Annotated in this window: 13 protein-coding genes; 2 read left to right on the top strand and 11 right to left on the bottom strand. The window is 71.5% G+C overall.

What is annotated here, in order from left to right; all coding sequences use genetic code 11:
* Positions 1–25 precede the first annotated feature (25 nt).
* A complete protein-coding gene (locus tag QSK30_RS10760) occupies positions 26–766 on the bottom strand; it encodes an MIP/aquaporin family protein (protein WP_285501925.1) in 741 nt (246 codons plus the stop codon).
* A 200-nt stretch (positions 767–966) separates the two neighbouring features.
* On the opposite strand from QSK30_RS10760, the gene QSK30_RS10755 reads away from it, so the two are divergent.
* The gene (locus QSK30_RS10755) at positions 967–2,727 is read left to right on the top strand and encodes a glycerol-3-phosphate dehydrogenase/oxidase (protein WP_285501864.1); all 1,761 of its coding nucleotides are present in this window, start codon (positions 967–969) and stop codon (positions 2,725–2,727) included.
* Between the two features lie 73 nt (positions 2,728–2,800).
* Here QSK30_RS10755 and QSK30_RS10750 read toward each other — a convergent pair whose 3' ends face one another.
* The 7 genes from QSK30_RS10750 to QSK30_RS10720 form a co-directional block, all read right to left on the bottom strand.
* Complete coding sequence (locus QSK30_RS10750; RefSeq protein ID WP_285501862.1) at positions 2,801–3,535, bottom strand: ESX secretion-associated protein EspG; 735 nt, start codon at positions 3,533–3,535, stop codon at positions 2,801–2,803.
* 51 nt (positions 3,536–3,586) lie between these two features.
* Positions 3,587–4,888 (bottom strand): PPE domain-containing protein, encoded by a 1,302-nt coding sequence (locus QSK30_RS10745; protein WP_285501860.1) that lies wholly within the window; start codon positions 4,886–4,888, stop codon positions 3,587–3,589.
* 23 nt (positions 4,889–4,911) lie between these two features.
* A complete protein-coding gene (locus QSK30_RS10740; RefSeq protein WP_285501858.1) occupies positions 4,912–5,295 on the bottom strand; it encodes a transcriptional regulator in 384 nt (127 codons plus the stop codon).
* Between the two features lie 122 nt (positions 5,296–5,417).
* Positions 5,418–5,954: a GNAT family N-acetyltransferase gene (locus tag QSK30_RS10735; protein WP_285501856.1), complete on the bottom strand. Its 537-nt coding sequence runs from the start codon at positions 5,952–5,954 to the stop codon at positions 5,418–5,420.
* 774 nt (positions 5,955–6,728) lie between these two features.
* Positions 6,729–7,220 (bottom strand): DUF1707 SHOCT-like domain-containing protein, encoded by a 492-nt coding sequence (locus tag QSK30_RS10730; protein ID WP_285501854.1) that lies wholly within the window; start codon positions 7,218–7,220, stop codon positions 6,729–6,731.
* Between the two features lie 46 nt (positions 7,221–7,266).
* Entirely contained in the window at positions 7,267–7,710 is a 444-nt protein-coding gene (locus tag QSK30_RS10725; RefSeq protein ID WP_285501852.1) for a DUF1707 SHOCT-like domain-containing protein, read from the bottom strand.
* A gap of 24 nt (positions 7,711–7,734) precedes the next feature.
* A complete protein-coding gene (locus tag QSK30_RS10720; RefSeq protein ID WP_285501850.1) occupies positions 7,735–9,510 on the bottom strand; it encodes an acetyl/propionyl/methylcrotonyl-CoA carboxylase subunit alpha in 1,776 nt (591 codons plus the stop codon).
* 124 nt (positions 9,511–9,634) lie between these two features.
* Between QSK30_RS10720 and QSK30_RS10715 the strand changes: the two genes are divergently transcribed.
* A complete protein-coding gene (locus tag QSK30_RS10715) occupies positions 9,635–10,336 on the top strand; it encodes a hypothetical protein (protein ID WP_285501848.1) in 702 nt (233 codons plus the stop codon).
* Between the two features lie 613 nt (positions 10,337–10,949).
* On the opposite strand, the gene QSK30_RS10710 is transcribed toward QSK30_RS10715, so the two are convergent.
* The 3 genes from QSK30_RS10710 to QSK30_RS10705 all read right to left on the bottom strand — a co-directional run bounded on the left by QSK30_RS10710 (position 10,950) and on the right by QSK30_RS10705 (position 13,166).
* A complete protein-coding gene (locus tag QSK30_RS10710; RefSeq protein WP_285501847.1) occupies positions 10,950–12,332 on the bottom strand; it encodes a dicarboxylate/amino acid:cation symporter in 1,383 nt (460 codons plus the stop codon).
* A gap of 56 nt (positions 12,333–12,388) precedes the next feature.
* Positions 12,389–12,472, bottom strand: a complete 84-nt coding sequence (locus QSK30_RS36820) for a putative leader peptide (protein WP_352231562.1) — start codon at positions 12,470–12,472, stop codon at positions 12,389–12,391.
* A 64-nt stretch (positions 12,473–12,536) separates the two neighbouring features.
* Positions 12,537–13,166 (bottom strand): Maf family protein, encoded by a 630-nt coding sequence (locus QSK30_RS10705; protein ID WP_285501846.1) that lies wholly within the window; start codon positions 13,164–13,166, stop codon positions 12,537–12,539.
* Between the last annotated feature and the right edge of the window lie 26 nt (positions 13,167–13,192).

The following is a 13,192-nucleotide window of genomic DNA, read 5'->3' as shown; positions in this document are numbered from 1 at the left end:
CTCTTCGCCTCTTCCTCGGCTCGGGTCAGGACGGCAGGACGCGGGCGATCAGGCCCGCGATGACGGCGCCGACCAGCGGGCCGACGATGGGCACCCACGAGTACCCCCAGTCCGGGGAACCCTTGCCCTTGATCGGCAGGATCGCGTACGCGATCCGCGGCCCGAGGTCGCGGGCCGGGTTGATGGCGTACCCGGTCGGGCCGCCGAGCGAGTTGCCGATGCCGATCACCACGAACGCCACCGCGGCGTAGCCCAGCGCGGCGTTGCCGAACTGCGGCAGGCCGCTCTCGCCCATCTTCACCCCGGGGCTGGTCAGGATCCAGAACACCAGGACGAAGGTGCCGATCACCTCGGTGACGGTGTTCCACGCGTAGTTCCGCTCGGTCGGGCCGGTGGCGAAGATCCCGCGGGTGTTCTCGGGCTCGTCGTGGGTGTCGAACTGGAGCTTGTAGGTCAGCCAGCACAGCACGGCGCCGATGAAAGCGCCGACCAGTTGGCCGAGGAAGTACGCCGGGACGTCGGCCCAGGGCAACTTGCCCGCGCTGAGCAGGCCGACGGTGACGGCCGGGTTGAGGTGCGCGCCGCTGGGCGCGGCGATGCTGGCGCCGACGAACACCGCGAAGCCCCACCCCATGTTGACCAGCAGCCAGCCACCCTGGAAACCCAGTGACGAGCGCAGCACGGTGTTGGCCACCACGCCGGTGCCGAGCAGGATCAGGGCGGCGGTGCCGAGTAGTTCCCAGAGGACGATCTCCCAGAAGTTCAGGTCCACGGCGGTCTCCCTCGCGCTGCCGGAAGCGAGGGGCAGGCCCGGGGCGGGGCCAGGGCCTGCGGCGGTGCCTACCCTGAGTGAGATCGGACGCTACCCCCCGGTCGTTTGACTGTCCATGGGTTGACTGCTCAACTTGCCGCCAACGGGTAGCGTGGTCGAGGTCGGTCCACCGCAGCCGTGCAGGGAGGCGAATCATGGCCAACCGCAAGCCCGCCGCGTTCGTGCCACGCTCCACATCGGACTTTCCCGGCGGGCGCCTCGGCCCTGCCGAACGCGCCGAGAACTGGCGCAGACTGGGCGCGGAGACCTTCGACGTCGTGGTCATCGGCGGTGGTGTGGTGGGCGCCGGGGTCGCGTTGGACGCGGCCACCCGCGGCCTGCGCGTGGCCCTGGTCGAAGCCCGTGACCTGGCGGCGGGCACCTCCAGCCGGTCCAGCAAGCTCTTCCACGGCGGCCTGCGCTACCTCGAACAGCTGGAGTTCGGCCTGGTCCGCGAGGCGCTGCGCGAGCGCGAGCTGATGCTCACCCGGCTCGCCCCGCACCTGGTCAAGCCGGTCAGCTTCCTCTACCCGCTCACCCGCCGGGTGTGGGAGCGGCCCTACACCGCCGCGGGGCTGTTCCTCTACGACCGGATGGGCGGCGCGCGGTCGGTGCCGGGGCAGAAGCACCTCACCCGGGCGGGTGCCCTCCGGATGGTGCCCGCGCTCAAGCGGGACGCCCTCATCGGCGGCATCCGCTACTACGACGCCCAAGCCGACGACGCCCGGCACACCATGACCGTCGCTCGCACCGCCGCGCACTACGGCGCCGTCGTGCGCACCTCCACCCAGGTCGTCAGCTTCCTGCGCGAGTCCGACCGGGTGTCGGGCGTGCACGTGCGCGACGTCGAGGACGGCCAGGAGACCGACGTCCGGGGCAACGTGGTGATCAACTGCACCGGCGTGTGGACCGACGAGCTGCAGCGCGCCTCCGGCAGCCGCGGCCGGTTCCGGGTGCGGGCCAGCAAGGGCGTGCACATCGTGGTGCCGCGCGACCGGATCGTCTCGGAGTCCGGGCTGATCCTGCGCACGGAGAAGTCGGTGCTGTTCGTGATCCCGTGGCGCAACCACTGGGTCGTGGGCACGACCGACACGGACTGGAACCTCGACCTGGCCCACCCGGCGGCCACCGAGAAGGACATCGACTACATCCTCGAGCACGTCAACTCGGTCCTCGCGACACCGTTGACGCACGCGGACATCGAGGGCGTCTACGCCGGACTCCGGCCGCTGCTGGCGGGGGAGAGCGAGGAGACCTCGAAGCTCTCGCGCGAGCACGCGGTCGCCCGGGTGGCGCCGGGCCTGGTCGCCATCGCGGGCGGGAAGTACACGACCTACCGGGTGATGGCGGCCGACGCGGTGGACGCCGCGGCGGTGGACCTGCCCGGGCGGCTGCAACCGTCGATCACCGACCAGGTGCCGCTGCTGGGGGCCGACGGCTACCACGCGCTGGTCAACCAGGCGGACCTGCTCGCCGCCCGGTACGGGCTGCACCCGTACCGGGTGCGGCACCTGCTGGACCGGTACGGGTCCCTGGTACACGAGGTGCTGGCGCTGGCGGGGGACGACGCGGAACTGCTCAAGCCCGTCGACACCGCACCGGACTACCTGCGGGTGGAGATCGTGTACGCGGCCACCTCGGAGGGAGCGCTGCACGTCGAGGACGCGTTGGCCCGTCGGACGCGGATCTCGATCGAGTACCCGCACCGGGGCGAGGACTGCGCACGCCAGGTCGCGGAGCTGATGGGCGCGGTACTCGGTTGGGATGAGGCCCAGACGGCTCAAGAGGTGGACACCTACCTCGCGCGCGTGGCTGCGGAGCGGTCCTCGCAGGACAAGCCGTCCGACGAGGCGGCGGACGCCACGAGGTCCGCGGCACCAGAGGCCCGACCCCACCTACTGGAACCGATCGTGTGAGTGGGATGGTCCGAGTACTGCGCTGACCTTGGTCTGACGAGTGCGCCCGAGATCAGCGGGCGGGAGTCCAACCTCAATCGAGCAGTGCGGCGACCTGGTGCAGGAGTGCGCGCGGGTCCGCGGGGGAGATCGTCGTCCACGGATCCGGTGGCGGGGTGCGGACCTGCAAGTACCGCCCTGCCTCGGTGTCGAACCAGCTGATCACCCGGGGGTTGCGCACCCGGCGGCCCCAGCGGTCGCGGGTGGCGGCGCCGAACTGGCCCCGCGCGGTCAGCGGCGTGATCATCTCGGCGACGGCGCGGGCGTCGTCCGCGCGGACGCCGTGGGTCGACAGCGCCCGGTCCAGTGGTCCCGGGGCGGTCGCCGCGGTCGCGAAGTCGTTGGCGGGCATGGTGACCGAGCGACCCGGACCAGGTCCGCGCCGGGGCAGTACCGACACCGCGTGGCGGGCCAGGCCGGACTCGTCCGCGGCTTGGAGCGTGAGCGAATTCCCTTGCAGCACAGCGAGAACCGCTTCACTGTCGCGGGCGGCGGCGAAGATCCGCTGTGCGTGGTCGGGGGCGGTCCACACGCGTCCGTCGATCTCGCGGGACGGGCGGTCGAGCAGGTGCAGCAGCCGGACCAGCTCCGGGTCCACGTCCATCGGGCCGCCGAGGCCGCGTTCGGCCAACCCCGACCACGCCTGGCGCACCAAGCGGGACCGTTCGACATCCGTCCGGCCCGGCGAGGGGACCTTGAGCACCAGCGGCACCAGTTCGACGCCGAGGTGCTCGGTGAGCACGTCGAACTCCAGGGCCGAGACCGTCACCGGTCCCGGCCCCGTCGACTCGAACAACGCCGACCCGGACAACGCGCCCGCTCAGCCGCCGATCACGCCGGGCGGGAGCTGGACGTCCTCGCCCAGCACGTCCACCGACTCGGTGACCTGCTCGGTCTCGCTCAGGTCGCGCCTGCGGCCACCGACCTGGCGGGTACCGCTGCTGCCCGACCCGCCGGAGGTGCCCGCCTGGTCCGGCGCGTCGCCGAACCACTGGCTCGACCCCAGCGCGTCAACGCCGAACCGGCGCATGGCCATCTTGTCGTTGCCGCCCATGCCCGCACCCGCACCCGCGCCCGGCGCCATCGGGGCGCCCGCTCCGGTGTTGGCCGCGGTGGACATGCCCGGGGCCGCCGCGCCGGAAGAGTTGGCGGACAAGGCATCCGCGCCGCCGGTGTACTGGCCGCCGCCCACCCCGCGACTGCCGCCCGCGCCACTACCGCGCCGCGCGCGCTCCTCGTCGGAGGAACCCACGCCGTTGCGCGCGCCCGGGCCGGTGTACGGGACCTCGTTCATCGGGGTCGCGCCGCTGAGCATGCCCGGCTGCACGACTGGCCTCCGCACGACCTCCGCCTGCTCGGTGAACGCCGCGCCGGAGAGACCCACACCCTGGCCGCGGCCGCCGACGCCGCCGAAGTGGCCGCCGTCGGACCCGCCGCCACCCACGCCGACACCGTGGTAGCCGGGCGGGCGGTGCCGCTGGTCGTGGCCGGGCGCGGGGACGTTCACGTGCCCGGGGGCGAACGACGAGTGCGTCGACTCGATCCCGTCGCCGCGGTTGCGGTGCTGGTCCCGCACGCCCAGCAGCTCCGCGGGCGCGGTGAACCCGGTCAGCACGCTGAGGTTGGTGGTGGTGCTCAGCTCGTAGGCCGCCATCACCTCGAAGGCCTTCTGCTCGCCCGCCGACTGCGCCGACTCCAGCGGCTCGGCGTCGACCTGCACGGCCACGACCTGCGCCGCGGGCGGCACCGCCGGGTCGGGCTGGGGCGCCGGGACGTCCTCGGGCCGCGGCATGTCGGCGCGCGCCTTGGCGATGTAGTCGCCCTGGTTCTCCACGGCCGCGCGCATCTCGGCCGCGTTGTCCGAGGCCGCCTGCGCCCAGGTGGCCAGCGGGGTCAGCCGCTCCTGCGCCGCCCCGGCCGCGCGCCCGGCCCACACCGCGGACGAGCTGTCCAGGGTGTTGCCCAGGTCGTGGCTGATGTCGGCCAGCGCGGCCGTCAGCTGCGCCCACCGCCGCGACGGGTCGGCCGAGGCCTGCGCGCCCGGACCGTCGTGCAGCATCAGGTACAGCTCTTTGTGCGTGAACCCCCGCCAGCGCTTGGCGTCGGTTGCCTGCTCGGTCATCGCCTGTCCCCTCGCCCCTGCGGTCAGCCCGCTGCGCCCTTCTGGGTGACCGTCGCCTGGTTGTCCTCTTCGAGCAGGCGGTACTGCTCGGTGATCGTCTCCAGGGTGTGCACGGCCGTGTCCAGCTGCCTGCGGTAGGCCCGCAGCGCCTCGATGGCCGCCTGCTCGTGGTCGACGGTCAGGGCGTTGATGCCCTTGCCCGCGTCCTGGCTCACCGGGTCCTTGGCCCACGGCTCGACCCGCAGGCCGGTGTCGGCCAGCTCGAGCTCGTGGTCGACCCGGGCCAGCGCGGTCGCGAACGCCGAGCGCAGCCCGGGGACCGCCTCAGGCGTTACGTCCAGCAGATCGTCGCGGTGGTCACCCCCGTGCCCACCGTGCCCGCCGTGTCGGTTGTTCCCTGGTGGCACGTCGCCTCCCCGTGACTGCCTGTGGTGTGTCGACTCTATCGAGTCGCCACGATCGGTTTCGACCGTTCCGCCGCAATTTTGTAGACGTGCATCAGATCGGCTTAGTTCCGTTGGTCCGCGCTCTACTTACCGTCTGCGTCTACCGCTGCGTTACGCAGGATCAACACTATGTCGCCATTGTCGGTGTCGCTCAACGGAGTGAACCCCACCTTGGCGCCAACCCGCGCGGACGCGGTGTTGTCCGGCCGGTGCACCCAGCGGACCTCGCGCAGGCCCAGCGCGCCGAACCCGAACCGCAGCATGGCCGCGACGGCGGTGGTGGTCATGCCCTTGCCGCGGCCCTCGGGGTGCGCCCAGCAGCCCGCCTCGGCGGTGCCGCGGTCGAGGTCAAGGTCCTTGAGCAGGACCTCGCCCATGAACAGGCCGGTCGTCGGCTCCGCCACGGCCCAGGAGAACCGGGTCTCCTCGGCCCAGTTCTTCGCGCGCTCGGCGATGTAGTGGCCCGCGGACTCCAGGTCGTGCACCTTGATGTGCGGCAGGAAGTGCCTGCTCACCGGATCGTCGAACCCGGCCAGCAACCGCGGCCGGTCGTCGAGCCTGGGGTCGTCGCGCATCGCCCGGAGGTAGTAAGCGCCCGCGTTGATCTCCACCGGTTCCACGCCCGGCACGCTACCGCGCCCCCGGTGAGGCTGGGGGAACGGTTCCACTCGGAAGATTGTTGAACAATCCTACGTGCAACCAGTTCGCTTGTTCACACGTAGGATTGTTGAACAATTCTACGTGTGAACTCTTTACGAGGGAGCTGCGAGACTGGCCAGTTCCTGATCGAAACAGCTCGGGGTGGGATCTGCAGCGATGGGCCGGGGGCTGAGGGAGGCCACGAAGCGGGTGGCAGGGAGTGGCTTGTTTGGTGGGTGAGGCTGGCGGAAAGGCCGGTGCAAGGAGTGGCTTGTTGGGCGAGTGCGGCCAGTGGAGCAGCCAGGTGAGCACGGTCAGCTCGGAGACAACCGTTCAGCCCGCTCGGCAGCGGTGGCCCGGGTCTGTCGTCGAGCGGGAGCGGCGGAAGCGCCCAGTTGGGGCGAGGCCGCGGAGCGAGCTGCCCGTTCGGCGGGCGAGGCCGGCGAACAGATCGCCGGCTTGGCGAGCCAGGGGTGGCTTAGGGAACCGCCTGGTCGGTAAGCGATGCCGGCCGGAATGACCGGATGCGGGGGAGCAGCCGGGCTGATGACCAAGGGCGACAAGGCAGGGACCAGGCTGGGCGTGATCAGCGAGGCGGCCAGGAGCGGGAGTTGGCCCCGGGGCCGGGGGGCAGGGGCAACCGCCCGGGGAGGTGCGGCGAGATCTGGAAAGCGGCCTGGGATGGGTGGCGGCCAGAGTGGGCATTGGCCGGGGATCAAGGCGGCAGCCAGGGCTTGGGAGAGCGGTGAGGTCGGTCAGTGCCAGCCGCGGCCGTGGGGGCGGCGGTAGCCGCGGTTGCGGCGGTCGAAGTTGCGGCGTTCGTGTTGCCACTCCTCGCCGAAGAGGGCGCCGCCGATGGCTGTCACCGCGAGTGGGAGCAGCAGGATCGGCCAGGCGTGCACCACCGACAGGAACAAGATCACGCCCACGATGGCCGACAGCGGCACGAGGGCGGCGAACACCCGCTGTCCCACCGGTCGGGCCTCCCAGCCCGTCACGTGCCGCGGCGGTGGCGCCGCCGGAACCGGCGCAGGGGCGGGGGCCCCGAACGCGGGCCGCGGCGCGGGCAGGTCGGTGAACAGCACCTGCAGCTCACCCCGCGTCTTGGCGGTGGTGATCCGGGCGCTGCGTTCGCCGTACTCCTCGATGTCGAGGCGGCCCGCGCTCATGTGCTCGCCGAGCGCGCGCAGGGCGTCTTCCCGCTCGGTGTCGCCGATGCGCAGCTCGGACGGCTCGATCTCGCTCACACCGACGATCGTACGGACCCGCCGTCGACAAATCCTGAGTTCGCTCTCAGGGACGGGCCTTGAACGCCTCCTCGGCGGCCCCCGCGACGATCGTCAGGCCCACCGCGGCCACGATCGTCCACCACATCCCCAGGAACACCGTGAGCAGGATCGCCCCGGGGATGCCCAGCACCATCATCAGCGCGCAGAACATCCCGACCGCCGCGCTCCTGGGCGTGGCGACCAGTCCCTTGTCGTTGGGCAGCCCCACCGCGTGCTTGAGCCGGTCGCGCGGGCCGACCGCCGCGCTCAGGTCCGGGTGCGGGGCGGGCAGGTCGGTGAACAGCGCCTCGATGTCGCCGCGGGTGCGCGCCGCGACCGCCCGGACGCAGCGGAACTCGTACTCCTCGATCTCCAGCCGCCCGGTGGACATGTGCCGACCGAGCAGGGCGACGGCCTCGTCCCGCTCGGTCCCACTGATCCGGATGCCGGCGTCCCGCCCTTGCGACATGGCGCGCATTCTAGGGACAGCGGGTCAGTCCTTGATTTCGCAGATCACCGAACCTGTGGTGACCGTCTCACCCTGGCCGACCCCGAGACCGGTGATCGTGCCCGCCTTGTGCGCGGTGACCGGGTTCTCCATCTTCATCGCCTCCAGCACCACGACCAGGTCGCCCGCGGCCACCTGCTGGCCGTCCTCGACCGCGATCTTGACGATGGTGCCCTGCATCGGCGCCGCCACCGCGTCGCCGGAGGCCGCCGCGCCGGACTTGCCGCCCGCGCGCTTGCGGGGCTTGGCCTTCGCCGCCGCGCCGCCGCCGGAGCCGATCGCCAGGTTGCCGGGGAGGGAGACCTCGAGCCTGCGCCCGCCGACCTCGACCACGACGGTCTGCCGCTCGTCGGCCTCTTCCGCGTCGGCGCCGCCGGTGAACGGCTCGATGGTGTTGTCGAACTCGGTCTCGATCCACCGGGTGTGCACGTGGAACCCGTTCTCGTCGCCGATGAACGCCGGGTCGCGCACGATCGCGCGGTGGAACGGCACGACGGTGGCCATGCCCTCGACCACCAGCTCGTCGAGCGCGCGCCGCGAGCGGGCCAGCGCCTGCGCGCGGTCCTCGCCGGTGACGATCACCTTGGCCAGCATCGAGTCGAACTGCCCGCCGATCACGGTGCCGGACTCCACACCGGAGTCGACCCGCACGCCCGGGCCCTCGGGGGCGCTCCACCGCGTCACCGTGCCCGGCGCGGGCAGGAAGCCGCGGCCCGCGTCCTCGCCGTTGATCCGGAACTCGATGGCGTGCCCGCGCGGGGTCGGGTCCTCGGTGAACCGCAACTCCTCGCCCGCGGCGATGCGGAACTGCTCCAGCACCAGGTCGACCCCGGCGGTCTCCTCCGAGACCGGGTGCTCGACCTGCAGCCGGGTGTTGACCTCCAGGAACGAGATGGTGCCGTCGGTGCCCACGAGGTACTCCACGGTGCCCGCCCCGGAGTAGCCCGCCTCCTTGCAGATCGCCTTGGCGGAGCTGTGGATCTCGGCGCGCTGCGCGGCGGTGAGGAACGGCGCGGGCGCCTCCTCGACCAGCTTCTGGTGCCTGCGCTGCAGCGAGCAGTCGCGGGTGCCGACCACGACCACGTTGCCGTGCTGGTCGGCCAGCACCTGCGCCTCGACGTGGCGCGGCTTGTCCAGGTAGCGCTCGACGAAGCACTCGCCGCGGCCGAACGCGGTGACCGCCTCGCGGACCGCGGAGTCGAACAGCTCGGGGATCTCCTCGATGGTGCGGGCGACCTTGAGGCCGCGGCCGCCACCGCCGAAGGCCGCCTTGATCGCGACCGGCAGGCCGTGTTCCTCGGCGAAGACGATGATCTCCTCGGCGCCGTTGACCGGCTCCTTGGTGCCCGGCACCAGCGGCGCGCCCGCGCGCAGCGCGATGTGCCGGGCGGTGACCTTGTCACCCAGGTCGCGGATGGCCTGCGGGGTCGGACCGATCCAGGTCAGCCCGGCGTCGATGACGGCCTGGGCGAACTCGGCGTTCTCGGAGAGGAAGCCGTAGCCGGGGTGCACCGCGTCCGCGCCGGAGCGCTTGGCCGCGTCGAGCACCTTGTCGAAGGACAGGTAGCTCTCGCCCGGCGTGTTGCCGCCGAGGGCGAAGGCCTCGTCGGCCAGCCGCACGAAGGGCAGGTCCCGGTCCGGGTCGGCGTACACCGCGACACTGGCCAGACCCGCGTCCCGGCAGGCCCGGACGACCCGGACGGCGATCTCGCCGCGGTTGGCGATGAGGACCTTGTTCAGCGCCTTGGCAGACTCGGACACGCCGGTTCCTCCTTGGTCGAAGCTTGGGGCGAGTTTACGGACACCCGCTTGAGGCGGAACCGAGAGCAACCCCACATTCACTCGATACCCTCCCCCTGACTTCGCTTTCACCCGGAGGTGTCCTGTGGCTGGTCGGCGCGCCCCCACCGCGGTGGTGCTCGCCATGGTGATCTGCGGCCTGGTGCTGGCGGCCTCGCTCACCGGCGCCGCGGTGCTGCGGGTGCGCAACAGCTCGGGCCACACCATGCCCGGGCCCACCAGCGACACCGCGGTCACCACCGGCAACGCGTGCAAGCGCGAGCCGTGCCAGACGCTGGCCACCGCCACCGTCGGCGGCACCGTGGTCGAACTCGTCGCCGACTCCGGCGCGGCCTCGGGCAGGCTGCACATCGGTGTCCCCGGGGCCACCCGGCAGATCATCGAGGCGACCATCACCGACATGGGTGTCACGCTGAGCCAGGACTCATTGCAGTGCGTGCCCGCCGCCGTCTCCGCGTGCCTGATCCGCGGGGTGGGGGACAAGGGCACGGCCGGGCAGATAGTGGTCGGCCGCTCGGACAAGTGGAGCCCGCTGGGCCGGGCGTTCGTGTCGCGGGCCGGGTTGCTGAGCCTGGCGCCGGTGCTGGGCGACTCGGCGCCGGAGGTGATCGCGGTGCAGTGGGACTGCGCGCGCGGCGAGGACTGCGCTCGGCGGCCGGTGTACGCGCAGGTGTTCGGGCTGGGTGGGCAGGAGGTGGGGTGCACCCGGGCTTTCGCGCGGGTGGACCTGCTGCCTGGGTGGCCGAACATCGCGCCCGCTGCTGCTTCGTTGCGCGACTGCCCTTGAGTTTGCTGGGCTTGCTGCTCGGTGGCTGCTGGTTGGCTGCTCTGGTGGGTTGTTCTGGTGGGCTGCTTGTGGCTGCTCTGGTGGGGTTTCGCCTCGGTGCTTGCTCCGGCGGGTGTGCGCGTCGGGGTTTGTTTGACGGGTGGCGTCGGGGCTTGCTTGGCTGGGTGTGCTCGATGGGGTGGAGTGGCTTTGTTTGGGGCCCCTAAGAAAAGAGGCGCCGGGGTGAAGCGGGTGGGGAAGGGATCACCCACGCCGGGACCAGGCTAGCGCCTCTTTTCTCCCCAAACAAAGCCACTCCACCCCATCGAGCAGTGGGGTGGTGAGGGGGAGTTGTTGGGGTGGTTGGGTTTTCGGGCTGGGGAGGGGCTGGGCTGGCGGGGGAGGGCTGAGCTGGGAGGGCAAGGCGGGGGAGGGCCGAGCTGGGGAGGCAAGGCAGGGGAGAAGGAGCGGGGGCGGGGCCTGAGGGGCTGGAGGGAGGAAGAGCAGGGTGGGCCTTGGCGCGGGGCTCGGGTGAGGGAAGGGGCGGCACGAAGAACAGGCCCCGGGCAGAGGTGCCCGGGGCCTGCGGTGTGGTCTTGCTGTGCTGCTTTGGTTGTGGTGGTGGGTGTTCGGGTCAGGCGGGGACTGGTTCCTTTTCGCGGGTGGGGGTCTCGATCTCGGTGTCCGCGTCCAGCAGGGGTGGGCCGCTGGGCTGGTCCAGGACGCTGTCGTCCAGCAGGCCCTCGGAGCGGGCGACCAGGACCGGCACGGTGATCTGGCCGGCGACGTTGGTGGCGGTGCGGATCATGTCCAGGATCGGGTCGATGCCGTAGACGATGGCGACGCCGGTGGCCACCACCTCGGTGGGGAGGCCGATGGTGCTCAGGGTGAGCGTCAGCATGGTGAACCAGCCGGTGGTGCCCGCTGTGGCGAAAGCGCCGAAGACGGCGACCGCGACGATCCCGACGTACTGCCAGAAGCTCAGGGAGACGCCGAAGAGGTTGGCGATGAAGATGGTGGCGATGGCCGGGTACAGGGCCGCGCAGCCGTCCATCTTGGTGGTGGTGCCCAGGGGGACGGCGAAGCCCGCGTAGCCGGGTTCGACGCCCAGGTTGACCGCCGTCTGCCTGCTCAGCGGCAGGGTGGCGCCAGAGGAGCGGGAGACGAAGGCGAACTGCAGTGCCGTCCACGCCTTGCGGTAGAAGGTGAGTGGGCTGACCTTGCCGACGGTGCGCAGCAGGATCGGGTAGACCACGAACAGGACCAGGGCCGCCGCGATGTAGACCGCCGCGATCAGGGACAGGAGTGGCTTGACGAACTGGTTGCCGTAGGTGGCGAAGGCGGTGCCGATCAGGCCGAGCACGCCCAGCGGGGCGAGGCGGATGATCCAGCCGAGTAGTTTCTGGATGATGTCGAAGGCCGAGCGGTTGAAGGCGACGAACGGGGCCGCCTTCTCGCCCAGGGCGTAGGTGGCGACGCCGACCAGTGCGGCGACGAAGACGACCTGGAGGACCTCGCCGTTGCTGAAGGCCGTGAAGATGTTGTCCGGCACCAGGTTGTTGATGACCGTCAGCCAGTTGCCCTGGGCGCGGTCGGCGAGCTTGGCGACGGTGGCCTCGCTCGGTTTGACGTCGACGCTCTTGCCCGCGCCGGAGATCAGGCCGACCGCGATGCCGATCAGCACGGCGATCAGGGACGTGATCCCGAACCACAGCAGGGTCTTGCCGCCCAGGCGGGCTGCGGTGCGCGGGCCGCCGAGGCCGCGCAGGCTGTTGATGCCCACGACGATCGCGGTGAACACCAGCGGGATCACGGTGAACTGCAGCAGGCTGGTGAAGATGTTGCCGATGGTCTTGAGCGTGGTGGTGAGCCAGCTCGCGTCGGTCTGCTTGGCCACGAAGCCGAGCACGGCGCCCAGCACCAGGCCCACCAGCACGGCTACGCCGAAGTAGAGGTTGCGCCTGCTGCCGGTTCTGGGCTGTTCGGGCGCGGCGGAAGAGGACACGTCTGTGGACATGCGGGACTCCAGGGTGGGGAAGAGAGAGGTGTGTACGCGGGGTTACGCGAGCCGGGTCAGCGCGGACACAGGGAGCTGGCCTGCCGTCGCAAGTCGACGTGCAGGCGCTCGGTCAGCGCGACACCCGGGAAGGACCTCATCACCGCGATCCAACCAGTTGCCTGGTGAATTACTTCCCGTCCGGAGCGGAGAGGGGGGTCACTCTCACCTGGTGGAACGCCACAGGTCGGTCACCCGGACACCGAGGCCGGAGAGCAACCGCCGAGTGAGTGGCAGGCTGATCCCGATGACGCTGGACGGGTCGCCGTCGACGCCGTCGAGGAACCAGCCACCGAGGCCGTCGAGGGTGAAGGCGCCCGCCACGGCAAGGGGTTCCTCGGTGGCGATGTAGGCGTCGACCTCCTCGGGGGTGACGTTCCCGAACCGCACCGTGGTGCTCTCGGTGCCCCCGGCCGTGTCGACGACCTCGCCGTCGCGGACGCGCAGGATCGCGTGGCCGGTGAGCAGTTCGCCGGTGCCGCCGGACATCTTCGCCCACCGCTCCCGCGCGACCTCGGGCGTCGCGGGCTTGCCGACCAGGTCGCCGCCGTAGTGCAGCATCGAGTCGCAGCCGACGACCACCGCGTCGGCGAGCACGTCGGCGTCGAGGTCGCCGAGCACGGCACGCGCCTTGGCCTCGGCCAGCGCCACCACCACGTCGGCGGGCGCCGGGTCGGTCAGCGCGGCGGCGACCGCGTCCTCGTCCACACCGGACACCCGGACCACCGGGTCGATCCCGGCCGCCCTGAGCACGCGGAGCCGGGCGGGTGACTGGGAGGCGAGTACGAGGCGCACGGTCAGTGAGAGTACGGGCACCCTCG

It is taken from the genome of Actinokineospora sp. NBRC 105648 (assembly GCF_030269645.1).
Taxonomy (GTDB): domain Bacteria; phylum Actinomycetota; class Actinomycetes; order Mycobacteriales; family Pseudonocardiaceae; genus Actinokineospora.
This window is presented reverse-complemented; position numbering and strand designations above follow the sequence as displayed.